At 28.9% G+C, this 26,437-nt stretch carries 26 protein-coding genes; 7 read left to right on the top strand and 19 right to left on the bottom strand.

The features are described from left to right. Positions 1 to 197: 197 nt before the first annotated feature. The gene (locus ACP5GV_RS06490; RefSeq protein WP_428102942.1) at positions 198 to 1,685 is read left to right on the top strand and encodes a carboxypeptidase M32; all 1,488 of its coding nucleotides are present in this window, start codon (positions 198 to 200) and stop codon (positions 1,683 to 1,685) included. Positions 1,686 to 1,897: 212 nt separating this feature from the next. Then, positions 1,898 to 2,266: a hypothetical protein gene (locus ACP5GV_RS06485; protein WP_428102940.1), complete on the top strand. Its 369-nt coding sequence runs from the start codon at positions 1,898 to 1,900 to the stop codon at positions 2,264 to 2,266. 8 nt (positions 2,267 to 2,274) lie between these two features. Here the strand turns inward: ACP5GV_RS06485 and ACP5GV_RS06480 are convergent, their stop codons facing one another. Then, a complete protein-coding gene (locus ACP5GV_RS06480; protein ID WP_428102938.1) occupies positions 2,275 to 3,141 on the bottom strand; it encodes an NAD(P)-dependent oxidoreductase in 867 nt (288 codons plus the stop codon). Between the two features lie 74 nt (positions 3,142 to 3,215). Between ACP5GV_RS06480 and ACP5GV_RS06475 the strand changes: the two genes are divergently transcribed. After that, positions 3,216 to 3,632 (top strand): PPC domain-containing DNA-binding protein, encoded by a 417-nt coding sequence (locus tag ACP5GV_RS06475; protein WP_428069590.1) that lies wholly within the window; start codon positions 3,216 to 3,218, stop codon positions 3,630 to 3,632. Positions 3,633 to 3,814: 182 nt separating this feature from the next. Here ACP5GV_RS06475 and ACP5GV_RS06470 read toward each other — a convergent pair whose 3' ends face one another. From ACP5GV_RS06470 to ACP5GV_RS06450, 5 genes are all read right to left on the bottom strand, one after another. Beyond that, on the bottom strand, positions 3,815 to 4,711 hold the full coding sequence (locus tag ACP5GV_RS06470) for a dihydrodipicolinate synthase family protein (protein WP_428102935.1): 897 nt from the start codon (positions 4,709 to 4,711) through the stop codon (positions 3,815 to 3,817). 63 nt (positions 4,712 to 4,774) lie between these two features. Further along, the gene (locus ACP5GV_RS06465; protein WP_428102933.1) at positions 4,775 to 5,080 is read right to left on the bottom strand and encodes a hypothetical protein; all 306 of its coding nucleotides are present in this window, start codon (positions 5,078 to 5,080) and stop codon (positions 4,775 to 4,777) included. A gap of 287 nt (positions 5,081 to 5,367) precedes the next feature. Beyond that, positions 5,368 to 5,955, bottom strand: a complete 588-nt coding sequence (locus ACP5GV_RS06460; protein ID WP_428102931.1) for an MFS transporter — start codon at positions 5,953 to 5,955, stop codon at positions 5,368 to 5,370. A 351-nt stretch (positions 5,956 to 6,306) separates the two neighbouring features. Next, the gene (locus ACP5GV_RS06455; protein ID WP_428069595.1) at positions 6,307 to 7,029 is read right to left on the bottom strand and encodes a hypothetical protein; all 723 of its coding nucleotides are present in this window, start codon (positions 7,027 to 7,029) and stop codon (positions 6,307 to 6,309) included. 9 nt (positions 7,030 to 7,038) lie between these two features. Beyond that, positions 7,039 to 7,881, bottom strand: a complete 843-nt coding sequence (locus ACP5GV_RS06450; RefSeq protein WP_428069596.1) for a UbiA family prenyltransferase — start codon at positions 7,879 to 7,881, stop codon at positions 7,039 to 7,041. 59 nt (positions 7,882 to 7,940) lie between these two features. Between ACP5GV_RS06450 and pcn the strand changes: the two genes are divergently transcribed. After that, on the top strand, positions 7,941 to 8,717 hold the full coding sequence (pcn, locus tag ACP5GV_RS06445; RefSeq protein WP_428069598.1) for a DNA polymerase sliding clamp: 777 nt from the start codon (positions 7,941 to 7,943) through the stop codon (positions 8,715 to 8,717). Here the strand turns inward: pcn and ACP5GV_RS06440 are convergent. From ACP5GV_RS06440 to ACP5GV_RS06415, 6 genes are all read right to left on the bottom strand, one after another. Then, entirely contained in the window at positions 8,711 to 10,159 is a 1,449-nt protein-coding gene (locus tag ACP5GV_RS06440) for an aldehyde dehydrogenase family protein (protein WP_428089998.1), read from the bottom strand. The two genes, pcn and ACP5GV_RS06440, sit on opposite strands and share 7 nt — an antisense overlap. A gap of 5 nt (positions 10,160 to 10,164) precedes the next feature. Next, positions 10,165 to 10,686, bottom strand: coding sequence for a cob(I)yrinic acid a,c-diamide adenosyltransferase (locus tag ACP5GV_RS06435; protein ID WP_428102947.1), 522 nt, complete (start codon positions 10,684 to 10,686; stop codon positions 10,165 to 10,167). Positions 10,687 to 10,730: 44 nt separating this feature from the next. Beyond that, on the bottom strand, positions 10,731 to 12,854 hold the full coding sequence (locus tag ACP5GV_RS06430) for an ATP-binding protein (protein WP_428102929.1): 2,124 nt from the start codon (positions 12,852 to 12,854) through the stop codon (positions 10,731 to 10,733). Continuing rightward, complete coding sequence (locus tag ACP5GV_RS06425) at positions 12,833 to 14,050, bottom strand: DNA double-strand break repair nuclease NurA (protein WP_428102927.1); 1,218 nt, start codon at positions 14,048 to 14,050, stop codon at positions 12,833 to 12,835. The genes ACP5GV_RS06430 and ACP5GV_RS06425 overlap by 22 nt, the downstream gene beginning before the upstream one ends. 80 nt (positions 14,051 to 14,130) lie before the next feature. After that, the gene (locus tag ACP5GV_RS06420; protein WP_428069606.1) at positions 14,131 to 14,721 is read right to left on the bottom strand and encodes a pyroglutamyl-peptidase I; all 591 of its coding nucleotides are present in this window, start codon (positions 14,719 to 14,721) and stop codon (positions 14,131 to 14,133) included. A 210-nt stretch (positions 14,722 to 14,931) separates the two neighbouring features. After that, positions 14,932 to 15,816 (bottom strand): proline iminopeptidase-family hydrolase, encoded by an 885-nt coding sequence (locus ACP5GV_RS06415; RefSeq protein ID WP_428069608.1) that lies wholly within the window; start codon positions 15,814 to 15,816, stop codon positions 14,932 to 14,934. Positions 15,817 to 16,036: 220 nt separating this feature from the next. On the opposite strand from ACP5GV_RS06415, the gene ACP5GV_RS06410 reads away from it, so the two are divergent. After that, entirely contained in the window at positions 16,037 to 17,239 is a 1,203-nt protein-coding gene (locus ACP5GV_RS06410) for a nucleoside phosphorylase (protein ID WP_428102925.1), read from the top strand. A gap of 159 nt (positions 17,240 to 17,398) precedes the next feature. Here the strand turns inward: ACP5GV_RS06410 and ACP5GV_RS06405 are convergent, their stop codons facing one another. From ACP5GV_RS06405 to ACP5GV_RS06395, 3 genes are all read right to left on the bottom strand, one after another. Next, a complete protein-coding gene (locus tag ACP5GV_RS06405; RefSeq protein ID WP_428102945.1) occupies positions 17,399 to 18,031 on the bottom strand; it encodes an NAD(P)-dependent oxidoreductase in 633 nt (210 codons plus the stop codon). Between the two features lie 28 nt (positions 18,032 to 18,059). After that, positions 18,060 to 18,263, bottom strand: a complete 204-nt coding sequence (locus tag ACP5GV_RS06400) for an NAD(P)-binding domain-containing protein (protein WP_428102923.1) — start codon at positions 18,261 to 18,263, stop codon at positions 18,060 to 18,062. A gap of 89 nt (positions 18,264 to 18,352) precedes the next feature. After that, a complete protein-coding gene (locus ACP5GV_RS06395) occupies positions 18,353 to 19,897 on the bottom strand; it encodes an amidohydrolase (RefSeq protein WP_428102921.1) in 1,545 nt (514 codons plus the stop codon). 168 nt (positions 19,898 to 20,065) lie between these two features. Here ACP5GV_RS06395 and ACP5GV_RS06390 point away from each other — a divergent pair, with 168 nt between their 5' ends. Further along, positions 20,066 to 20,629 (top strand): hypothetical protein, encoded by a 564-nt coding sequence (locus ACP5GV_RS06390; RefSeq protein WP_428102919.1) that lies wholly within the window; start codon positions 20,066 to 20,068, stop codon positions 20,627 to 20,629. Between the two features lie 19 nt (positions 20,630 to 20,648). On the opposite strand, the gene deoC is transcribed toward ACP5GV_RS06390, so the two are convergent. From deoC to ACP5GV_RS06370, 4 genes are all read right to left on the bottom strand, one after another. Further along, entirely contained in the window at positions 20,649 to 21,362 is a 714-nt protein-coding gene (deoC, locus tag ACP5GV_RS06385) for a deoxyribose-phosphate aldolase (RefSeq protein ID WP_428069616.1), read from the bottom strand. 42 nt (positions 21,363 to 21,404) lie between these two features. After that, entirely contained in the window at positions 21,405 to 22,553 is a 1,149-nt protein-coding gene (locus tag ACP5GV_RS06380; RefSeq protein WP_428102917.1) for an MFS transporter, read from the bottom strand. Positions 22,554 to 22,744: 191 nt separating this feature from the next. Next, the gene (locus ACP5GV_RS06375) at positions 22,745 to 23,407 is read right to left on the bottom strand and encodes a GNAT family N-acetyltransferase (RefSeq protein ID WP_428102915.1); all 663 of its coding nucleotides are present in this window, start codon (positions 23,405 to 23,407) and stop codon (positions 22,745 to 22,747) included. 62 nt (positions 23,408 to 23,469) lie between these two features. Beyond that, positions 23,470 to 24,609, bottom strand: a complete 1,140-nt coding sequence (locus ACP5GV_RS06370) for an MFS transporter (RefSeq protein WP_428102913.1) — start codon at positions 24,607 to 24,609, stop codon at positions 23,470 to 23,472. 255 nt (positions 24,610 to 24,864) lie between these two features. Between ACP5GV_RS06370 and ACP5GV_RS06365 the strand changes: the two genes are divergently transcribed. Continuing rightward, positions 24,865 to 26,256, top strand: a complete 1,392-nt coding sequence (locus ACP5GV_RS06365) for an RAD55 family ATPase (protein ID WP_428102911.1) — start codon at positions 24,865 to 24,867, stop codon at positions 26,254 to 26,256. Positions 26,257 to 26,437: the final 181 nt, after the last annotated feature.

Genomic DNA, 26,437 nt, shown 5'->3' with positions numbered 1-26,437 from the left:
AAAACCTTTTCTGAAAATTCTCTTACAGAACTTCTCAACAAATCTATATCAGATTTTGCACTCAATTTTATACACCAATTAGTACAACCATAGTGAAAAATATATACTTTACATTATGACCAATATTGTACAGAAAAACTAGTTCTTGCAATAAAAATATATTACTTAGAATATTTCATTAAACAGGTGTGATAACTATGTTTGAAAACGAAGTTGTTAAGGAAATTTTAAATAAATACAGAAGAATATGGTCGATAGGTCATGCTATGGGATTAATGGGTTGGGATAACGAAACATACATGCCTCCTAAAGGTAGCGAAGAAAGAGGATACGCCTTTGCTGAATTAAGCACGTTATTACAAGAGCTTTTGTTGAGTGATAGCTTTGTCCAGCTAGTTGAAAAGGCAAAAAATCAAAATAATTTAAATGATTATGAAAAGGGAGTTGTTAGAGTTTTAGATAGGGAAATATCAATATTTAAAAAACTTCCTCCATCATTAATATATGAGATATCAAAGACTTCTGAAGAGGCTTTTCATGCTTGGAAAGTAGCTAGAGAAAAGAATGATTTCTCAATATTCGCACCTTATTTGGAAAAAATAATTAAACTAAACATAGAAAAAGCTGAAAAGCTTGGATACGAAGAAGAGCCATATGATGCCTTATTAGATTTATTTGAAGAAGGATTAAGAGCAAGAGACGTTGTTAGTATATTTAGTTATTTGAGACCTAATCTAAAGAGATTATTAGATAAGGTAATATCACAGAGGTATTTCTATTTTGAGCCAGAATTAGAAAAAATTAAATATGAGAAAGAAAAAATGGAGAAAGTTAATATAGAAATTTTAAATTTACTTCAATATCCGTGGGATAGGGCCAGATTAGATGTAAGCCCTCATCCATTTACTCAAGGATTAGGTATAAATGATGTTAGGATTACAACAAGATATGAAGGTTATGATTTTAAAAGATCGCTATTCAGCGTTATCCATGAATTTGGTCACGCTACTTATGAACTTCAAATAGATGAAAATCTAAAAATGACGCCAATAGGTGGAGGAGTAAGCTTAGGTATTCATGAGAGTCAAAGTAGGTTCTGGGAAAATATAATAGGCAGAAGCTATCAATTCACTAGCATAATAAAATCCATATTAGATAAAAATTTAGAATTTACTAAAAAATATACAGATGAGGATCTTTTCAGATATTTTGCAAGTGTCAAACCAAGTCTAATAAGAACAGAAGCTGATGAATTAACGTATAATTTCCATATATTGTTGAGATTTGAGTTAGAAAGGCTTATGCTAAAAGGTGAAACAAAAGTCAATGAACTACCAGAAATTTGGAATCAGAACATGGAAGAGCTTATAGGAATTAGACCTAAAACTTTTAGTGAAGGAATTCTTCAAGATGTTCATTGGAGCCATGGAGATCTAGGTTATTTTCCAACATATACATTAGGAAACATTGTTGCAGCTCAGATAAGAGAATTTTTGATGAAAAATACACCTTTATACGACCTTATAAATGAAAAAAGATTTAATGATATTAAAGAAAAGTTAAGGAATTTAATTCATAAGTATGGATCTACATATAAACCTAAAGAATTATTACTTATGAAAATAGGTGAAGTATATAACCCAGAATATTTAATAAAATATTTAACAGAAAAATATTTAAAGTAAAAAACATGTAATCATAAAAATATTAGCAACCTTTTTTCTTTGCCTTTGTTGTTTTCTTTTCTTCTTTCTCCGACAATTTCTTCACCATAAAATAATAAACAAATAACTATTTATAAGCAATAATACATATTTTTTAGATTATAGCATTTTAAAGCTTCTCTGTCTAACATGAAAATGTAAAAATTTTTATACTTTAAGAAAACTTTTATTTAGTGAGTAGAGATGGAAAAGAATTGTACAAATCAGGAAGAAATAATCGAGGAGATTTTGGAGAAAAGGAAGAAATTAGAAGTTCTGAGAATGGAATTAGAAGAGATCTTAAAGGATATAAACCAAATGGAAGCAGTGAGGAATATAATAATAGAGTATATAATGACTCATGCAAAGAATTATTACGCAGGTTAGCAGAAGTATCATCCGAAGAGGCATCATTAGTTTTTCGTATTTATAAGTTAAGAGAAGATGCAAAATATATGGCTTTGGAACTTTCAGGCCTTTTGTCGCAATATAGAATGCTAGGTGGAGATTACAATGAATTTAAAAAATTTTTTGAAGACATGTTTGAAAAATATGTTAAATAAGATTTAAGTTATTTTAATGTTAGTTTTCTATACATCTCGAAAATAGAAGAGAAATCGAGACTCGAATAACCCAAGCTTTCAGTAATTTTATAAAGGTTTTCTGTCAAACTTGCTAAAGGAACTAAGGAATTATAATGCTGAGAGATATTAATAATTATATCTAAATCTTTTCTGATATTTTTAACTGAAAATTGTGTTGAATAATCTCCGTTTATAATCTTGGGTATTTTAATTTCACTAGTTGGGGACCTGGCACTGCTTAGCTTTGATAATATATCGCCTATTTGTTCTTTTGTTAATCCCAAATCAAGGCCAAAATTAAATGCTTCAGAAAGAGCTGCCATATAAACCCCTATTAATAGGTTATTAACAAGCTTTCCTTTAAGGCCAAACCCATTTCCACCCATATAGACTATATTGTTTGAAGTATGTGTTAAAATCTCTTTAACTGTTTCAAATTTTTCATAAGGTCCGCCAACTAGTATAACTATTGATTTATTTTCTACAGCTATTGAAGTTCCTATAATTGGTGCATCGTAAAAATATCCTTTGGAGTTTATTTCTTTAGCTAGTTCATAGCTAGTTATTGGGGATATGGTCGACATATCTATAATTATTTTATTAGATGCAATTGGTATCAGAGGTTTGATTATTGATGTTACGGCATTATCATCAGAAAGTATTGTTATAACTACATCAGAGCTTTTTGCAAGTTCTGTCGGATCATTAAAATATTCAACATTTTCAAATTCTTTTTTAAACTCCATAGACTTCGCTGGAGTTCTATCATACACATAATTTAATATGTCATCTTTGGCAAGATTTTTGGCTATTCTATATCCCATTATTCCTAATCCAATAATACCAACTTTCATTTGTATCACAATTTTATATTCATGCTAAAAAATTAAAAGTTTTGTACATAAAATAGAAATTGTGGTGAATTAAAATGAAACATAGAATTGATAAAAATTTTATTATTGCAAAGTTAGATAAAGATGAAGATTTAATGTTTCAATTAGAAAATCTTGCAGTATTATATAATATAAACGCTGGTATCATTTTAACAGGTATAGGTATGTTGAAAAACTTTGAAGTGGGCTATTTTAATGGATCTAATTATGATTCAATAAATATAAATGAAAGGTATGAACTTGTTTCTATGCACGGTAGTATAACCAAAAATGAGCCAAGGCTTCATATACACGTTGGATTAGCATCACCTAAAAAGGAATTAATAGGAGGACATCTAATTAGAGCAACTGTAGATCCTCTAGTTGAATTAACTATATTAAAAATTGACGGATCATTTTCAAGAGTATACAATCCTGAAACAAACTTAAAAGAATTTGATCCTGTTATTTAACTGCTCTCCCTCATCTAATGGCGAAACGCAGCTCATAGTCTGTTAAACTCGTTACATTTCAATCCAAGATATTATAATGGTATATTTTATAATCTATCCTTCCATCCTGAATAACCTAACTTCCTAAATTATTAGGGGTTGCAAAATGATAGGAGTCACCATTACAATAGATCGGAGAAAAGCTAGTACTTATTAACTTCATCTATTATTCTTTTTATCTTTATTTTATTTTCAGCATCTTCTTCTCTTAATGGCATTCTAACGTAACTTTTAATTGGAGAATTCATTAGTTCTAATGCAGCTTTTGTTGCGCTTGGATTAGAAAAACCAATGTCATAGATCCTTGATATTTGTAAGATTTTTTTATTTAATTCTAAAGCTTTGTCATAGTGACCACTTACAAATTCATTGTATAATTCAACATGTAGTTTAGGAAATACATTTGCTAACCCTGATACAGTTCCATCTCCGCCCATAATTAACACAGGTAAGAACATTTGAACCATCCCTGTTAATATATAAAAATTCTTTCTTAATCCTTTCATAACTTCAATGCTTTTCCTTATATAATCAAAGTTATCATATGTTATCTTAACCCCGATGACATTGCTATGCTCTTTAGCCAACATTTCATATATGCTTATTGGTATTACAGTCCCTGTTGTGAAAGGATTATTATATAATATAATTGGAGCATCTAGAGATTTAGCTATTGTGGAAAAGTGCATATATAATTCGCTTTCTTTTAACTTATAGAAAAATGGGGGCATAACAATTAATCCATCTGCTCCATAATCTAAGTAGGTCTTTCCTAGAAAAATAGATAATTGCGTTGAATTTGTTGTGATACCTGGTAATATTGGAACTTTTTTATTTGAAAATTCTATAGTCTTTTTGACAAAGTTTATTTGTTCCTCTTCTCTTAAACTAACAAATTCACCAGTAGTTGAATTTGGAAATAAGGCGTTAACTCCATTATTTATAGTATAATCAATTAGCCATTTTAGTCCTTCATAGTCTATGTCGCCATTATATTTAAAAGGTGTAGCCATAGGAACTACTACTCCTTTAAGTTCCAAATTTTCACCCATTATATTTGCATTATTAAAGTTAATAAATTCATTTTTATTATAATGATAAAACTATAAATTTATTTCATCAAGCTTTATTATTTGCAAGTTATTCGTATCAAAGCCATAGGTGTACCATAAAGCTGATCCTAACAAACCAATTATCCAAAATAATATATCATAAATTTGGAAAAAGGCAATGCTAAAACTATAAGTAAATATGGCCGAAAATATATAAATAATCCAACCAGATGCTCTTACTACAGATATTCCTGTTGCTCTATATTTTGTTCTAAGCAACTCTCCTTCAAGTACTAGTCTAGTGCCCCAGGTTAATTGAGTAAAAATACCGTTTGTTAATATTAATGATAAAAACAAAATATAATTATTAAATGAGTGTACAATTAATAGTAAAATTAGTGAAGTTAAAGACCCACCAAAAAAACCAAATAATGTAAATGAAGTTCTCTTTATTTTACTAATAATAAAATAACCTAAAAGACCTCCAGCAATATTTCCTAAATTAAAAAGAAGGACTATATAATAAGTTAAATTAGGATAATAATATGGCCCGATAACCCAAGATATTAAACCATAAGTTAAAATTGTTGAAATTGATATTAATATTAAAGGCAGAATTCTTTTGTGATTTTCATTTATAAAACTTATATTTTTTGAATTGGATAAAACCCAGACTTTAGATTCAGGGAGTTTTTTTTTCTAAAAAAGTAAGAACTTGTAAGAGAAAGGATTAAAATAAATGTTATAGTTAATTTAATTATTGTATAATTTTCTAAGAATATAAAGATAATAGATGATAAAAGAGCTCCAATATTAACAAAATTTGTAATTAGCATTATAAATCTACCCCTATCATTCGCGCTCAGATTTTCAGTCAAATAAGAAATGATAGCTGGTTCATCTCCACCTGCTATAGAAAAGAGAAAGAGGCCTATTCCAATTAATGATATATAAGGATTAAAAAGAAGAAATAGCAAGATGCCAATAGAAAACAATATTGGAGTGATTACTAATACTGGTTTTCTACCGTATTTATCTGCAACATAGCTAAACAAAAAATTTCCCAATAAAAGAGATACTGGCGGTTCTATAAGTAGGTATAGTTCCATACTTTTTGGATAAAAACTTATTTGTGTTAATAATGAACCTAAAGTTACTGAAAATCCATATAGAAATATTGATATTGAAGTACTTACTAAAGTATAAGCCCTCAACTTGCTATAATCTTCCATGTGGATATCCTATCCAATTCATTGATTTTAAGGTTTAAATATCTTAATTGCTTGTCATCATTAATGATAAAATAATCGATCTTGTATTAAATTTTAAGGTTTAATATAATAAATTTTTAAATAATTAAAAATAATTATCAGATACTTAGACTCATTGAATCAAGTGATCATATTTAAATACCAGAGCATTCTCGTAGAAGAGATTTTGTCTAAGGAACTCTCTCGCAATTACAAAACGATTTTCTAGAAGGAATTATTCCATTTATTACTCGCATAAAGAACTTTTCTTTTATCTGTTATGGATTTAATTTTTACTTTTTTGTTTCTTGCGAATGATAATTTAAATAATGCCTAAATAAATTTGTGAGATATTTTTAATGACTTGATTAATCCTTCATGATCCATCGGAGAAGAAAATAAAATTCCATCCACGTAGCTTTCAACTTTTTGAATGGCTTCCTCCAATTTTTCTATTTGAATCAATTCTTCGATCGGTAAATGTTTTAATAAAAATTCTCTATTTTTTTCAGTAATTAAAACAAAATACAAATATAGTTTAGATCTTTGTCCTTTAACTTTTTTTGATACTTCCTCCAATTTTTCACTAAACCATGGCCTTGTTATCAAATAAAATGAGGCTCTACGTTCTATTCTATCATTTATTTCGCGAATAGGTTTATTTAAATTTAATAATAACCCCAGATTTGTATCGATATACTTTGATCTTATTACATCTATCGCTTCATCTGGTGTTATATCATCAATTTTATTCCCTACTTGCGGTAGATCTCCTCTAACTAATAGGAAATTATTTATTTGATTCATTTTAAGAGCAGTAATTGTGTTAATTAAGTTAAGCCTATTTATATCTAGCAAGCGCAAGTTGGTAATTATGTTAGCGCTATCAAACTTATCTTTTACTAAGCAAGATATTATTGATGAAGAGGGTGAAGGCATTCCTAAAGGAGCATCTGGTATATCTATAATATCTGAGTACTCTATTAGATCTTTTGCATATCTCAAAAGTTTTTCTTTGTTGCTATATGGTGTCAGCTCTGCTATTATATCTTTCATCTCAGCCACCTAAGGTTTTGTGCTCATTAAAAAACCTAATAACCCTATAAGCATAGCTATTAAGGAAATATTTTTGTTTTTTGTAGATATTTCTTTTGTAGGTTTTATGATAGTTAGTAACGATAGTGTAATAAATATTATATCAACTATGGATATTGGTATTATATATATCATTGTATATACTTTATTCATGATAACTGGTAATGGGCTTAAAGCGACCGCGATAATATAAAATAGAAAAGCAAAGATCGCTGCAGTTCTCCTTCCAAAAATTACTGCTAACGTTTTAACTCCAGCAATTTTATCTCCCTCGACATCAGAAATGCCTTTAGTTATCTCTCTGGCTATACCTGATAAAAATATCATTAACCAATAAATCACGATATTCAAACCAAGTTTATTTATCATAGCCGCCCCATATAATAGGGGAACCCCCATAGAGTATGCAACCATTATATTTCCAATGAATCCAGATTTTTTACCTTTCTTATTATATAGAACTGCTATAAAATAAGATATTAAGGCTATAATGAATGTTATTATACCAGTTAAAAAGGAGAAGATTAAACCTAAAAATGTAAATAGATAAAATAAAAAGTATGCTCTATTTGTATTTATCTTACCTGAAGGTAAAGGCCTACTAGGATTATTTACTTTATCTATATTTATGTCTATTATATCGTTTAATATCATTGCACTCGAAGATATGAAAAATCCTGTTAAAAAACCAAATATTAGAGAATTGATAGAAGGAATTTGTCTTCCAGAAGCAATAAATGAGCCAACAATCACAGAAAAACCTATCATAATATCATTTAATGGTCTTATTAATTTAATATAGTCCTTAATCATTTTGATCAACTCATTATTTTTATTATCCCCTAACGTTATATAAATAAGAGGGATTAAAAATGGAATCTAGTATTGAATCACAAATAGGAAAAGCATCTGCCAAATTTAAATATCCAGATTCTAGAGTTTTATATCAAATAACATCAACATTATCTGAAATAATAGAGGAAGCAAACTTTGAAATAAAAAAAGAAGGTATAAAAATAGTCGCTACTGATCCAGGAAAGATAGCTTACATAGAAATTAACATGCCATATGAGACTTTTTTAGAGTATGAAGTTGAGAAGGAAATAAACATGGGAGTTAATGTACAGTCCCTTAGTAATATAGTATCAAGAGGCAAGAAAGGTGATAATGTTACATTTTTAGTCTCTGATCAAAATATATTAATTAAAATCGAAGGGGATGTAATAAAGAAATATCTAATACCAAACATAGAAGTCTCAATAGATGTTCCCAAAGATATTAAGATAGATTTTGATACAAGAGTTGTAATTATTGGTGACACTTTTAAGAAAATCTTATCAGACGCTAGCTCCTTCGGGGACATAGTAGAGCTGGAAGCTGATGAAAATAGTTTTAAGATAAGAGCTAAAGGTGAAGGACCTAGAGCTGAAGTTAATTTGTCTAAAGGTTCTACTTCATTAATTGAAATAGAAACTAAGAATAAATCCATTAGTTCCTACGATGTTAACTATTTAAAAAATGTTTTAAATCTAGCTAAGATCGCTGAAACTGTTGAAGTTAGATTTTCTAGCGAAAAGCCTATAGAATTAATATTTAACGCTCCAGATAAGAGCAAGATAAGGTACTTGCTTGCCCCAACGACTCAGTAAATTATTAAAGATTTGTCAAAAGCTAACTCTCCTGGAAAGGGGCTTTTCACTATTCCATTAATAGGGTCTCCATTAGAGTAACAAATTGAATTTAAAATTGTTTCTATTTTATCAGATCCTTTAATTACAACGCCTTTTTTAGATTTAGCTAGTTTGTTCATTATATTATCATTGCCAAATATTATTGTAATATTTGTTCCTGACATCATTTTTACTATAGATATGGCCTCAGTGCAGGTAGAAACACTTGTTGATGTTAGTACAGGTGCTTCTACATCATTCCAAAGTATTTCTGAATTCTTAGCTATGTTATCAATAAGTGTAGGCTCAATGTATCTTCCATTTGTTAACCCCCCGGTTAACAATGATCCTCCTTTATAAATTGCATCATTAATTAATTTTGTTGATCTATCGGCAATTTCTTTGTTTTTTAATGGTCCAACTTCTTTTCCCTCTAATGGATTTCCAACAAGTGATTGCGAAAATCTATCAGCAATAGATTCTATTATGTTATCTTTCAAGTGTTCAAGTGAAATTAACCAGCTAACTGAACCACATGCCTGACCAGAATGTTTTAGTGAAAGTCTTGCTATTATGTTGGAAAGCAAATCAACATTTTCAGGTAAATTGCATAAAACAACAACTACCCTTCCAGAGCAATTAGCAATAAACCTTCCAGAGAGGTTTTTCATTAAGTTTTTATAGTTGATTTTTTTCCCATAAAAGTAATATACAAATTCTTCATTATCAAATAAATTAATATAAGACATACCTCTTGTTGGTAAAAACGAAATGGATTCAAATAATGATGAATCAGAAAACATAGAAATTGCTGAAAGAGATGAGGCTAAAGAGTATGATGAAGGTTTAACTATTACAGGTGTTCCTGAAATTAATGACCTAGTTATTGAAGAAATCGTTGTAAAAAATGGGGACGTATATGCTGGAAAAACAATGCTTAATCCTTTTTCTAATTTTACTTGAGTTATTGTATTGCTTGAATCTGAGACAAATGATATAGGTCCGTCTCTTGTTAAGGTTTCTGTATTAGATAAGAAAGCCCACGAATTTTCCATAATTTTCTCAGCAGCTTGAATCTCTTCTCTAGACAATTCAATACTTTTTCCAGTTTCTAAAGATATTAATCTTGATATGTTTTCTTCATATTTTTCTATCTTACTTGATATCTCTATTAATTCTTCAATCCTATTATAAATATTAGTAGATTTTAGGGAGTCAGAGTTTAATGATGTTTCTATGGCCTTCTTTATATCATTTTGATCGGGTAATCCAAAATTGTAAGGTTCGTCTAGTATATTTTCCTTCCATATTCTTATTTCACCTTCTAACGGTTTCCCATTTAATATATAAGGTAATCCATTTCCATCGCTTGAGACAAAAGATGAGTCAATAGCTTTCATTTCTTTTATTATTAATCCCATCCGTATCACCTAAAAGAAACCGGTTCTTCAGGATATCCAGATACTTTATTTATATAAACAGCAAGAGCAAAAAGAGCGCTGCTAAGCCTATTAATAGCTTTATAAACAATATCATCAAAATTAAATTCTCTACCGGCTTTTATTAAAGCTCTTTCAGCTCTTCTTACTACTGTTCTAGCAACATGCAACGCAGATGCTGATTGTGTACCTGCAGGTAAAACAAAATGCTTTAAAGGCGCTAAACCATAATATTTATCAGCCAATTCTTCTAGCTTAGATATATCTTCTTCATTAATAGCTTTTACTCCAGAAACATGAAACCCTATTCTAAACGTTAAGTATTGAAGATCTTTAAGATCATTTTCAATGTCTCTCATATATGGTGGTAAAAACGACCTAGCTAATCCTATAAAGCTATTTGCTTCATCTAAGGTTCCAATTAGTTCCATTATAGGATGGTCTTTAGGAACCCTGGTTTTTAATAGATTGCAGTAGGTACTTCCGTCATCTCCAGTTCTCGTAAACACGTGGCTCAATAACTGCACCCAATTAATATATGCGTTTAAGGATTTTAATAATATGTTATATTTGCTGAGATATCATAATGGGCAGTTAAAGGCGTTGTTGTTTGTGCAAAGACATAGCCCATTCTAAATGCATAGCTTTCTACAAGCATCATTCTATCTTGAAGCCTTGGTAAATATTCTAATGCTTCCTTAGGAACAGAAATTTTTTCTAGTTGGCTTTTTTCTGTTCTCAATATAATTTTAGTGTTAGTTAATTGGAGTATAATATCATTAAGATCTGAAGGAGAATGAGTGCTAAATACTAGGCCAACACCTCTTGCTCTTCCAAGTCGCGCAATTTTTGAAATCATTGCTGATATTTGCCTGATTGCATCTAAGTCTTCTTTTACTTTGCTTTCATTTTGGAAAAATTGATGCGATTCGTCTATAATTACCATAAGATTAGGTGTTTCAATTCTTTTTGCCCAAGACTTATGTTTCCACGATATCAATTTATCTAATGTCCTATAAGTTATAGCTCTTAATGCATCGAATCCAGCTAAGTCTAATCCCCATTTTAAGTCTAAAATTATAGGTATGTTTTCATCATTACCCAGATCTACTATAGTGCTCCAATCAGGTTCATTAATAGGTATTAACTTTTTATGTTGCGGTACCAAAATATCAATAATTTGGGTTTCAATGAGTGAAGATATTCTTCTATATAAAGCCTTTATTGTTTCTTCATGGGATCTAGCTTTGAGCAATATATCAACATATTCTCCTATAGCATCTAAAATTGTGAAGTCATAGTTATTTACAGTCATATTTTCTATAGCTAAATTATCAGAATTAATTATATACGGCTTAACATACTCTAATGCTTGTTCTAATGGCTCGTCCTTTTCATCATAATTATCTTTATTATAGTTTTTATTAAAAGATCTGTAAATTGATTTATCTATAAATATTGATAAAGCTCCATAAATCGCTTGAATTGGTGAATAAACTCCATGTTTTTTCTTGAATTTTTCTCTCATTTTCTTGAGAAGATCTTTTGCTAAAGGAGTAAGACCTGGTAATAAGGGAGAAAGATTGTCTGTACTTGTTTCTAATGTATTTATTACGTATGGAATAAATATTAGCTTAAATGGATTATTAGTCTGTAAAATCACTGTTTTATTTCTTTCGAATTGGTTAAATTCTACCTTATTATTATTTATTAAAGGTCCAAATGTTTCATAAAAGTATTTTTTTGCAATTTCTTTAAATGTTTTGTTGATATCAATCATGTTCACGTCTAATTTAGATTCTATTAAATCTGATGATATTGGGACTACGGATATTATACCTTTAAGTTGCCTAACATCTTTATAGCAACTATTTGCTATTTCTTGAGGAATAGGGGTTATATTATTTGGTATTGGTAACTGTACAAAATCTTGATTTAAATCAATAATTATAGATATTGGGTGCTTTTCAAGTTGATTATATAAGCTTGCTATCAAATTTTTTAGTAATGTTGTCTTCCCACTTCCAGTAGTACCTAATATAAGCATATGATGATAAAGAGCACTAAGAGGCAACCTAACTGGTATTTGACCATTCTTTACTAGGCCTGAAGGTGTACTTAATGCTCCTAAAGTTATTCCTTCTCTTGGTAAATCTAATAGCTTAATTAAAATATCAGGATTTGGATCTACTACCGGTGATTGAGGTTCTATGCTTTTTGTAGCTGGTCTTGGATTTTTATCATCCTTAGTCATTTCTAAAACGAGTTCTCCTTTAACTAGAGTATTTGTTATTAACCCTCTAGGTTCCACACTATTTACTATTTGGCTTATTGGGGGTTCTAGCCCTATAGCTGCTAATTCATCTTTTCTTATTATACTTTTTATTCTTATCAAAACTTTTCTCAAATCCTTTGGATCTATTACTACTAAATAATCCCCAACTTTATGAAAAGGTGCGTCAGATTCTGAGTAATATGTAGCAGGGTCAATTATGAATTCTATCTCAGAATTTTCTTCAACTTTAACTTCTCCATATCTAGAAATCTTCCCAATTATTTTTCCATCTTTTTTAGCTTCTTCATATGACATCAATAATAGTTTTTCAAGTTTATTTGCTTGGTCTTCAGCACTATTTAAGAATTCCTCATTTAAACCTATTGTTTCCTTTTTATCCATTCAGCTTCAGCCTCTCTCAGCGTATCGTAAGATATTGGGGCGCCTCTACCTACTATTGTATTGATAAGTAAATCTTTTAAAACTTGAGTTATCATTTTACCTCTCTTATCGCTGTAAGCAATTGTTATAGATTCAGAACTTTGTTTTGTTATGGAGTCATTAATTAGCATTTGAACAGGTTCTGTATTGTATATGTTAGTTAATATCTCTAAGGTTTTTTCTGTATACTCCAATCTAAATATTCTTCCTTTACTAATACTTTGATATCTGCTTGGAGGTATTAATACATATTCTACGATTTTTTCTAATCCATCGGATTTAATCTTAATTTTAGGGGTCGTTAGTATTTTTCCATAATAACTATTATAGCAGCTGGAATACAACATTTTTTGTATTATTAATAAATCATTAAAATTCGAATAATGGCCTATGCATTGATCAAAAATAGCCGAAAACTCTTGTAATTTTCCTAATATTTTCCCTCTCTCTAGCCTTTTTACTATTCCAATAACAGGTATATTTTGTGCTTCCAGCAATTCTACACTTTTAGCTCTATTTATCATTAGTTCGAACTTTAAATTATCATTTTTGTTGTCTAATAAAAATATTGGGCCATCAAGCAATACAACAAATTTTTTATTTTTACCTTTAAAATATTTTCCTAAGGCATATGATGGTTCAATAAGCGCCCAAGACTCCAATTTGAGCCTTGAATAATCCATAAATTTAGATATATCATCCTCACTATTTAAGAAGCCTATCTGACTGATTGCTCCATTCAAATTATCAGATAAATCTAAGTCATCCGATGCTACATATATGAATGGTTCTGGCTTCACTGGTATGTATGCTAAATCCGGGTATAGGTATGGCCAATCACTTAACTCTACAGGGCCTTGACCAGATATTGAAACGGCAGAAATCATTATGTCTGCCTCAGGAGTCATTATTGCTCTGCTACTTGAATCAATTCCTATCATGAATAAGTTTTTATCTTGCATGATTTTTTTGTTATTAAAAAATCTTGATGAATACTCGTAGAGTTCTACATTGGTTTCCATTTCGTTCAAATCATCGTTACCAATTATATCTTTTAAAGTTAGAGAAAATTTTTTCTGAGTTGAAGCAGTTTTATATGATTTTACTATATCATTTCCTAGATTATTTATTATTTTTGTTGGAAGATCAAAGCTCAACTCAATCGCCTATCATCTTATAATAATATGCGTATTACCATATATATATTTAATAAAATTTTAATTTTGAAAAATTAAAACTATATGCTAACATCTATTATTAGCTTTATTGCGTCGATAATTAAATTTTCATCTAATGATGGATAATTAAATTTTTTCATCTCGATTACTTGTTTGTGCGTTAAAGGTATGTGAATAAATCCCCCTTTAATACCTTTTTCATTTGCTAATTTCATAATCTTGTAAAATACCTCGTTGCAAAGATATGTACCGGCATGGAATGAGTAATAAGCTGGAATTCCTTTTGACCATAAAGTTTTTCTGATTTCTTCATAGGGCAGGCCTGTATATAAAGCAGCGGGTCCATCTTCTACCGAATCATCGATTTCTTTCTCATCATTAAAGTAATAGGAATTTATAGCTACCCTTTCTATTCTTATTCCAGTGGCCCCAGGAGCCAATCCTAAGCCAATAACTAGATCAGGTTTTATTTCATAAAATTTTTTGTCAAGAATCTTTATTGCTTCTTTGTGAATAACAGGTAATTCGATTCCATAAATTTTGTACTTATCTGTTTCAAAGTTATTTAACTTTTTTGCTATATCTCCACTTGGGTTATAATTAAATTCTAGAAACGGTTCAAACCCTGTTAAGAGCACCCTTTTTTGCATCTTTTGCTAACCCTAACTATTAATGATTATAGGCCATTAAAAATTTTTATTTTTAAACAATTTTTAAAGATTTTCTATTTTCAGAATAATGTTAAAATAAATACTTCTAGAATAATTTAAAAAGATTTTATAACAAAGTTTTAGTTAATTTATATACTTAATGGGTACTTTTCATCGATTCCTATTAATATATCAACTAACTAAAATCCATTATGGGGAAGTTATTGATTTCAAGAAGTTGCTAACCGCATTGTAATAATACCTTGGATTTTCTAAGAAATTAAGGTGTGACGAATTTGGAATAACATATAGTAAAGAATTCTTTATATTATCATGTATAACTTGCGCAACTCTAGGTGTGACTTCATCATGTTCACCCACTAAAATCAATGTGGGTATATTTATATTCTTTATATCATTAGTTATATCTATATCTTTTATAGATCCTGTTATTTCAAATTCAGTGGGTCCATTCATTATTTTGTATATTTTCCTATTAGAAATAGAATTAAAGGTATTTTGAACAAAATCTGGAAATCTGTGGAACATAAAAAGATGCCTTATATAGAATTCATTGACAGCTTTTGTGCACTTTTCGCTTGAGAAATCATTATTCCTTTCACATTCATATATAGTATTTTTAGTTTGTTCCGGTAATTTTTCTATTAATCTCCTCATTTCTTTAACTGTTAAAGGGACACTTGATAGTCCGCTTGAAACTATAAGCCCTTTTAAATTATTTTGATACTTTATAGCATAAGCTAATGCTAAAAGACCACCCCAAGAATGACCTAGTAATATAATTTTATCTTTGGCTAGTTTCTTTCTTACTTCTTCTACCTCTTCAACATAATATTCCAATCTGGCACAATTTTGAAGGTCCTTTGCCTCTTCTGATTTTCCGCAACCGCATTGATCATAAAAAATTACTGTATTATTTTCTCTTGCAAATGATGATAATGGTAATAGATAATCATGAGAACCGCCTGGTCCACCATGAAGTATTAACATTTTGTTTTTACCATGTCCATAAATTTTATAATAAAGGTTTACACCAAAGACGTTGATAAACCCATCTTTATAGTTATCAAACAAGGTTTCACCAGTGTTATTATGATAATCTAAGATATTTAAATTTTAGATTAAGTTTATTTATCAAAGTAAATTATATTCTTATACGTAGAGTCAAACAGTTTTTACGTAATAAAATAAAATATCTAATGAAAAACTCGAAACATTTATAAAATGTATACCAATTTTTTGTATTTGTGATCACAAATGGTTAACACAATTAAGATAGCAGCTGTAATTTTTTTTGGCTTTAGCTATAATTGGGTTTGGCCTTTTTGCTTATGAATACAGTATTAAGACCAAAATTTATCAGCAGACCAATTCATCAATTAATAACACTGCAAGCAATTCTTATTTATTTTCTATTCCAATGATAGGTATAGTTACACCTATGGCTATGGAGCAAGCACCAATATTGGCTGTGATGAAAAATGTGACAGAAATTAATATAAGTGGTTATACTTTCTACGTTGGTAAAATAGGAAATCAATGGGTAGTTAATGTAAGAAGTGGAGAAAAAGAATATGCAGCTGAACTAGCTACTTATATTATGGATACTCATTTCCATATAATAGCTAACATATTAAGTGGAACAGCTGGTTCTAGGAATCCTTATGTGTTACCTGGTGATGTCGTTATTGGAGCGTATGTTGTTGATAAGTCATCAATTCATTATCATAATAGAGGATTTCAAAGCGATTATACAGGTGTAGAAATGGTTATAAGCAACAAAAGCCTAATTAATAACTCTATAATAGGCGGTTATGGAGAAGTAGGTCCAACTTTGCAAAATGCCTCATACTATGGTTATGGCCCAGGTACAACCGATAAAAATTATGTTTATATTGCTGCATTTCCTGCTTCTCTTGGTTTAGTACAAATTGCACAACAAGCTCAACTAGGTTATTTACCTGCATCTAATATATCTAGCAATAGTACTATAAATGGGCTAGTTAAATCTCAAATTATTGTTGGAGTAATAGGATCCGCTAATCAATGGACTGAACCATTAGTTTGGCAATTGGATCAAAATGCTTTGTATCAAACTGATGCAGGAGAGAACGAAGGCATGGGTTTTGCTTATGTAAATGCAGAACTTGGAATTCCATGGATTATAGTTAGAGGGATATCCGATTCTCCATGGTTTCCAAACACGTATATAGGAGTTTATGCAGCTCAAGAAGCAGCGAATGTAACGATTTACATAATAGAACATTTCTCATACTCAAATCTATATCAAACCGTAAACGAAAGCATATTATCGAACGTGTCAAATGCTAAGCTGAATCATTATCTTATAGCTTTAAGAGCATATTATAGTGTTGGAAACGTAACTATGATAAAATATTTAGCAAACAATGGAACTATAATTACAATAATATCTCCTAATATAAGTGAATATACATATGCTTATGGATATAAAGTACTAGATAGTAGAATTTCATAGATTTAAACATTATTTATTTAAACATTAATTTTTATTTTTAGAAGAAAAGAAACTGTGTTTTGCCAACATAACATTTTGATGCAGTAATTGTTGATTTTCCAACACTACTTTTCCCCCATAAGCTAATTATTTTTGTCACAGAAATATTACCTTAAATAATTAGGGAGTACCTTTTCTGTATAGTTCTATTATTGAGGACACATCAAGTTCCCCAAATCCCAAACCTTCAGCAATTTTTAATAAATTAGAGATCAAAGAAGTAGTTGGTAATGGAACTTTAAGTTTTTGTCCTTCTCTTATCATTATCTCCGTATCTTTTCTCATGTGTTTTAATGCAAACTGTACATCAAAATTTGAATTTACCATTTTTGATAATTTTAAAATGCTTGCTGGAGATCTGGTACTGCTAATATTTAGGAATAAATCAGTTATAGCATCTTTGGAGATTCCAGCACGTTCAGCAAAATGAATTGCTTCAGCTAATCCATTAATAAATGATGCGAAAATCATGTTTCCTGCTAATTTCATGTAAAGTCCCATACCATTATTACCAGCATAAATTATTTTTCCTGCGGTGTTACTTAATAAATTTCTTACTTCTTCAAAATGATCCTTAGGACCGCCAACTATTATTGAAACTTTTTTCTGTTCTACATCGACTGACGTGCCCATCATGGGCGCATCAAACATTAATCCTCCATTTAAGAATACATTATTCGCTAAGTTTATACTCGTGGTAGGAGATATGGTTGACAGATCTATAATAGTCTTCCCTTTCGCATAGGGTAAGATTTTGTAGATTGTATCAGAAACTGCATCATCATCTGATAAAACCGTTAATATTATATTCGGAATTCTTTGCTAATTCTTCAACAGATTTTGATATATTAACATCATAGATCTTGGAAAATTCTTCAGCTTTTGAATAAGTTCTGTTGTAAACAAAATTAAGCAAGTTTACCTTTCTTAAATTTGCTGCAATCCTGTAACCCATAACTCCTAATCCGATTAAACCTACTTTCAAATCTATTTCATCTCCGCTTTAATAATGTTTTATTTTTAGTTAAAACGTTTTAATTAAATGAATTGCAACAAATCGATTTATTATGAAAATCAATGTATTAGATCTTGATCTGGGCTCTTATAAACTATATCTCCATTAATAATAGTTATTAATACTTTGTTATAAAAATAATCTTCCATGGGATCTTTGTCTAAAATTATAAGATCTCCTTTTTTACCTATCTCTATTTTACCTATATCATTCCTATCTATAGCTAACGAAGAGTTATTTGTATAAGCATTATATGCTTCTAAAATACTAAAGGTTTCATGTTGTGTATATTTAAATAATTCAATGTTTTGATTTTTCCCTCTATTTACCGCTGAATCAATGGTAAAAAATGGATTTATAGGTTCAACAGGAGAATCTGTTGAAAACGCAACATTTATTCCGTAGTTTATCAATGTTTTAAAAGGATATACCCAAGTAGATCTTTCCTTTCCTACTCTATTTATTATCCAATAATCTGATATTATAAAATGAGGTTGAACAACAACAAAAGGTTCAATTTTTGCAATTTTAGGAAATTGATCATCTCTAATAAGCGAAGCATGTTCAATCCTATTCCTTTTTCCACACCTTTCATAGACCCAAATTACATTATCTATTCCTTTATCTCCTATTGCGTGTATTGCAGTTTTTAGGTTTAGTTCCTTTGCTCTCATACAATTTTCTAGTAGATCTTCTTTACTCATAGCTTCATAGCCATGGTTTGTAGGGTCATCATCATAAGGATATGACAATAAAGCTGTTCTAGATCCAAATGATCCATCAGCAAATAATTTTATTCCTTTTATTGCAAGAATATCATTGTTCTTAATTTCTCTTGATTTCTTCATTATTTCAGGTTTTAAATATGCTGAGATTCTAATCTTAAGCTTATTTTCTGACATTAACTCCATTAGAGACGTTAATGTCTTTTCATCGACGCTCATAAATCCTATAGATGTAACGCCATTTGCAAACAACTCGTTTTGTGCTAATTCTAATATTTCTTTTTGTTCATCAATATTTCTGCTTTCTCTTAATACTTTTCTTAGTTCTTCAAATGCCTCTTCTTTAATAATACCTGTAGGAGATCCATCTGGAAATTTTTCTATACCGTATAGTTTTTGATTTATGTTTTTAAGTATGTTTATGGCATTTTGATTTATTAGAGCAGAATGTAGATCAATTCTTGAAAAAAACAAGGGTTTATCACTAGAACAATTATCAATATCGTGATGATTAGGCCATCTTTTTTCTATAAATTTTTCTTGATCCCACCCATGGCCAAATATCCACGTTTTAAATTTGTCTTTTTCTCTAGAAATATAATTACATAACTGATTAATTGAATTTATTTCTTTTAAATTTATCCCTTTTATGAATTCTCCAAGTTCATCTAAATGCATGTGGGCATCTATAAATCCAGGAATTACGAATTTATTTTTTAGATCTACTATTTCAATCTTTTCTTTCTTAGCAAAGTTAATAATTTTATCATTGTTGCCAATAATTTTATAAAGGCCATTATAGATTAAAACACCCCCGCTTTTTCTAAAAGGTGAAAACGATGTGTATATAGTTCCATTAACTAATGCTATAGATCCCATAAAATTTCACCAAAATCCATTTCTTACATATTTTATTTTAGTTTAAAAATATTAACTCTTTAGAATAATATCATAATAATGTAGTTTATGATGTTCATCAATCACTTTGGGTCAATTTTTAAAGATTTTTATATTAGAAGCAAGTCATTTATGTATTGTGAATAAGATTTGAGTGAAGAAAAACTAACAACTAATGTTTTGATACTAGAGCTATCTACAATGATAGTAGCTATAGCATTAGCATTTAGCGCTCAATCTTTATCGAATAGTTTAACATTGTTTAATATTATAGAATATATCTTTGTTAACATAATTGTTGTATGGTTTTGGTGGAGGTATATAATGGACAGGTTTAAATATCCAGTAAAAAGAAATACTTTTCCATTTTATGATGTATTGTTATTAATTATAATTTCACTTTTACCTGAGGTTTTGAAAGTAGGAGAAATCTTTTATTTATCAGGGACTTTAGCTGCGTTATCTTTTATATGGTCTCTTATGCTAAGAAGTATCTTAAATGACTACAGAAGTATCTTTGACGAGAAATCAACGAAAAGTATTAAGGAGCGAATTATTTTAAGGATATTTTTAGGATTAATATTTTTAATAAGTTTTATAATTGGCTTTGTTTCTATAGCTATCGCTCATATAATATTCTTTGTAACAATCTTGGTTATTATTTATAATTTGGTAATTGAATTAGCAAGAGCGAAAATTAATAGAAAGCTTTGATAAAAAGAAATTTAACTAATTATTGTTTATCAAAATTCTTAAAATAATTTCTTGCTTCATTAAATTCATTTATTATTTTTATGCTGCTACTTGTTCCTAAAATATCAGCGCCTGCATATAAATAAAGAAGCGCTTGTATTGCAGTTTTAATTCCTCCAGATGCCTTAATTTTTTGATTTTTGCTTACATTTTGTCTAATGATCAATATATCATCAATTGTCACACCTCTAGGGCCAAATCCAGTACATGTTTTAATGAAATCCCCACCATGGTTTTCGATTATTTTAGAGACTTGTATAATGTTATTTTTATTTAAATATCCTGTCTCTATTATAAATTTTAATTTTGCTCCAAGTTGGTGTCCAAGTTCAGTGAGTTCTCCGACTTCTTTGTTTATAATATCAAACTTGTTCGACATCATAGCCATTAGATCCAATACAATATCGATCTCCTTTGCTCCATCATTAATTGCTTTTTCAATTTGAATTTTCTTAATTTCTAATGGATCATTACCCATAGGAAAACTTATTACAGATGATATTCTAATGTTTGAAATTTCGGATGCATATTTAACAGCGGATAAAGGTAATACTAATGATCTGAATCCATATTTTTTTGTTTCTTCAATTCCTCTAATGATTCCATCATATCCTTCTTCAGGCTTAAGAACAGTATGGTCAATTCTTTCTGCTAGTTCTCTTTCGTTATATGGTATGCTGATTTCATTTTTCAAATATATCACCAAAGTTTGAGTGTATAGTTTGAAATTTAATAGTTACAGTAATAAAAATAAAGATGCCACCGTGCCTCTAGCTATTGCAGTATACAGAAACATATCTCTTAATATATGGTATCCATATTTTTGCTGTAAAATGTCATAAGTTATCCCGCCAATTTCTCCTCCAAATAATGCGGACAAACCCATTATAACGCTATAAGTTCCTATAGCAGATCTTTTGTCTTTGGAGTTATCAACTAAATATGAAAAGTATCCAACATTATTTATAGAATTTGAAACGCCTCCCAATATATTGGCTAGATAAATTCCGTTAATGTTAGGAGATATTGCGTAGGCTAATGCAAAAAAAGTGTTTGTTAGCCTACCTATGTATAGGGAGAGTTTAATGTGCCTAGATATAAAATATCCAAAAAATCTTTGTAATAGAATTGTGGAAGAAGTTGATATTATATTTATTATAGCAACTTGGAAAGTATTCATATGGAATACAAATATTTGGGCTAAAGGAAATAAAGGCCATGCAAAAGACCAAGTAATCATGTACAAAAAATTAAATAAGAAAAATTTTTTTAGTTTATTAAAGTCTTCTTTATTTATCCATACACTGTTTTTTGAAGTATAATCTTCTTTGTAATCTATTCCAGTTACTATTAATGTTGAAATTAATGTAACAAAAGCTGATAATATAAATAAATATTTAACTAATAGGGTGTTATATTCCAAATATAGGCCTCCTAAGGCAATAACTGGTAAAGATCCTAGAGATGAATAAAAATATATCCTTGATAATGTCACGCTCCTGCTAACTCTGCTATAAAGTTCTAAATAAAGAGAAAGACCAAATCCTGTTATTCCAGAGCTTATCATAATTAAGGAGACAAAAATTGTATACAGAGGACCTTGCGTAGTAACAAAAAATAAAGCTGCTAATGAGATACTTTTCAATATATTACCATACAAAATTAATGATTTGGGATTTTTCTTTGTGAGAGATGAAAGGTATTGAGAAATATTGGTAAAAAATGTTCCTGAAGTTGATACTATACCTAATAGATAACCGGGTAATCCTATCGTTGCACCAATAAAGGATAAAAATGGAGAATATGAACTAGATATCATACTATTTATTAAGTTATATATTGAAAGTTTCGAAATAGCTTTTTTATCGTTTTCGCTATTACTCAATTTATTCATTTCACCTCTTTAATTAGTAAAATATAAATTTAAAAGTTTAAACTATAAAAAAATTTATTTTTTAATAATTTTATCTTTAAATAGCTTTTTATAAACTGAAATTTATTTTTAATTAAAAAATTATATAAAGTAAATAAAATTGATCTTGCTACACTATTTATTATTTTATTATATATTTAATATCAGATTTTTAACTCAAATACTATAAATCCCTCTGAATTCTCTTTTTTATTTATTGATATATGTTCAAATTCCAGGTTGTCTCCTTTTAAAGCAAATGGAGGATTAGTTTGTAATAATATTATTTGATCATTTTTGTAAAATAATTTCTTGTATTTGTTAAATGGATACCATACCCAATTATCAACGTATCCATTAAAAATAAAATCTATATTTTTCTTCTGCTCTAATTTATACATTTCAATTATGTTTTTAAAATCAAGTCTATTTCCGCTATTAAAATAAAATCGATCTATTTCTTTAAAACCCATTGATTTTACTAAGGCTAGAGATGGTTCATTATTTTCATTTACTGTTAATCTGAAGACTCTTTTATTACTTAATTCTATAGCTTTTTCTGTTAGCTTTTTACCAATACCTTTCTTTCTAAAGTTTTTATTAACTCTTATACCCTCAAGCCAAGCAAAATCATCACATATTTTGGCGTGTATTATGCCCAAAATATTTCCGTTGCTATCAACAGCTTTAATAAAAAGTCCATCATTAATCCATTCATCAAAAACTTCTTTTATATAATCTCCCCATTCAAATGTGTTTTTCGTTAGTTCCTCAACTAATTTTTTATCGGAATATATAACTTTTTCAAACTTAATATCTTGGATCATTTTAACCCCTAGTTTTTATTTATAAAGATTAAATATATATCTAACTCTATAAGACTAAGTAATTAATCATTATTACGACCTTGAGATATGATTATGTAGACTACTATAAAAAAGGCCACTATAGATGCTATAGAAGAAAAATAATATGCATAGTAATATTTAATTTGATAAAGAAATCCCATTATAAAGTTACTAGTAAAAATACCTATACTCCTACCAAAAGTTAGCAAACCCATATTTTCTCCTATGGATTCTTTTTTTGAAAATATTGATATTATTGATGGTTCAAATGTTTCAGCAGATGCAACGGAAGCACCTAATAGGAATGCCATTGGATATATCCCTTTTATACCCAAAGGAGATAGAAAAGCAAACCCCAAAGATGAAATAGATGCAATTAGATATCCAAGAAATCCTAATCCCATAAACTCATTAATTCTAGTTCTACTATATATGAGGCCAAAAAAGGATGAGGCTGTTAAAAAGATACCATAACTTATAACTGCTAAATAATTTTCATGAGTAAAAAGAGCTGTTGTAATTATAGGAAAGCCAAAGCTATATTGAGACAAGCCAAAAAGTGTTGTCGATATTATCAATAAGATAATTATTTTATCATTTCCTTTAAAAATTGTTTTCCTTTTATAAGTTATTTTTCCTGCATTTGATACCGATAATAAAGCTGTTGAGATAATAATAGGTATTGAAGTTATTAATAATAAATATTCTATTGGGAACTTAAAGTATAGCAAAATGCTAGTATATGTTATTGCTAAAATAGCTCCACCTATATCAAGGCTATGAAGTATTCCAAAGGCTTTAACTCTTTCCTTTTCGCTTGTTACTTCTGTTATCATAGATCTTCTTATAGGAGACCTAAAATTCCTAAACCACCATGGTATCATAAATATTAGTAATGCTTCCCACCAATTTTTTGAAAATCCTAATAAAGAAATAAATACTATTATTGAATTACCTAAAACAGCCATCTTTTTTCTTCCAAATCTATCTCCCATTATGCCTCCAATTAAACCCATGAAACTTCCAAGTCCATAGTTAAGTGCTTCAGCAACTCCATATAACCATATAGGAGTTTTTAGAATAATAACGAAAATTAAGGGAAACATGACCACAGCTGTTTGATATCCAAGATCCGCAAAGAATGCGGAGAAAGCTAATTTATAGACTTCTTTTGAAATCAAGCTTAATTCCCAAATAAAGTAAATACATATGATATATTTTATGTTTTTTATTCTAAAAACTAGATATTAAATACATAATGTTAATTTTTGTTAAGTTTGATAATATAAAGTTAAAATAATTTCCGAGCATTTTATTAATTAATAGTTCACTTATAACATGGTGGCAATGTAGATAACTTATATTAAAGATGGTCGATGAAGATGATATAAGGAAAAATATTTAAACAAGATTTTTTGTAATTTATTAGGGTTAAAATGGAACAAAATAACAAGTTTATTTTGGGAGTTGAAGAATTAAACGAAATTGCAGATAAGATAGATCTTGGTTATGTAATATTAATTGCAGGTAATCCGGGAACAGGAAAAACTATTGGAGCTTCTAAAATATTGTATGAAAATATGACAAAGCTCGGTATTAAAACAATTTATGTAAGCTTTGTCGAAACAAAAAGTGAATATTACAAAAATTTAAAGAGATTGGGTTTAGATATGGAAGAATTAGAGAAAAAAGGCCTTTTCACTTATTTAGAAGAAATAACTTTTCTTAACAAGGATTTAATACCAGATATTCTAAATCAAATTCTCAACACAGTTGAACAAACAGGTGCGAAAATAATAGTTATAGATAGTATTTCACCCTTATTGCAAGTTACTGAAAATATAATAAGTTTAAGGGAAATATTACATAATTTCTTTTACAGATTATCAAAAATAAAAGGAATTACTACAATTTTAATCCAGGAAGTTCCTTATGGGAATGAAAATATTGGTTTTGGAGTAGAAGAATTCTTGGTTGATGCAGTAATCTTTTTGAAAACTGTTCAAATCAAAGGAAGAAGCATTAGAATTATGGAAATAAAGAAAGCTAGGGGTTCAGATGTTTCCTTAGTATCAATACCTTTTATTATTAGAAAAGATAAAGGAATTTCCGTATTGTACCCTAAAAATGTTAAAGAAAAAAGAAGTAATAAACTAATTAATGTAGTTGTAGGTAATAATAGTTTTACAGTTTTATTAGGTAGTCAAAATTTAATAATTGCAAATCCAAAAATTGATATTCAAGCTCTGGCTTCATTGATAATTGTTGGTGCGGTTGCTGGGACACCAAATTTATTAGAAAATATAAGACGAAAAACTATTATAAGAATGATGAGTTATACTGCTGAAGAATTTTCAAGTCAGATAAAGAATTGCTTACTAAATGCTGGTATAGATAAAAATAAAGTTGATGAATTATTAAAAAGTTATATAATAGATGGCATAGATGTTAATAAATATTCATTGACAGAGTATTTTGATCATGTTAAGGAAATTGAAGAAATGGAAAAACCAGCATTTGTCTTAAATATCGGTCTAGATGCTTTAATTCAATTATTAGCCGATAACGAGATATATCCTAGACTTGAATTAGATACAATGATTAGAAGAATCAATAATAATATAACAACTCTTTACCTAATGAACGGTAATATAAAAGACTATTATAGTATTCCTTTGGGAGAAGAGTACGATAACGTTTGGTATTTTTATCCTTATAAAGAAAATAGATTAATAATAAAGCCCTTTAGGCTTAAAATGAAAATCTTCGCTAGTGAAAAATATACTATAAATTTAAGTAGCATTAAATGTTTATCCCGTATAATTTAAAAAATAAAAAATTATGAGCTTAATACTCCCCATGGCAAGAATATAAAAACTGAAACTATAGCAACTATTATTGTTGATGGTATAAAGCGTATTATATTTAATGCGCCGTCGTCAACAGTTTCCGATAAACCGTGAAGTTTATAATACTTGTATACACATTTAATTATGGTGCTGAACGATG

Source organism: Caldisphaera sp., from assembly GCF_049974385.1.
Classification (GTDB): Archaea; Thermoproteota; Thermoprotei_A; order Sulfolobales; family Acidilobaceae; genus Caldisphaera.
This window is presented reverse-complemented; position numbering and strand designations above follow the sequence as displayed.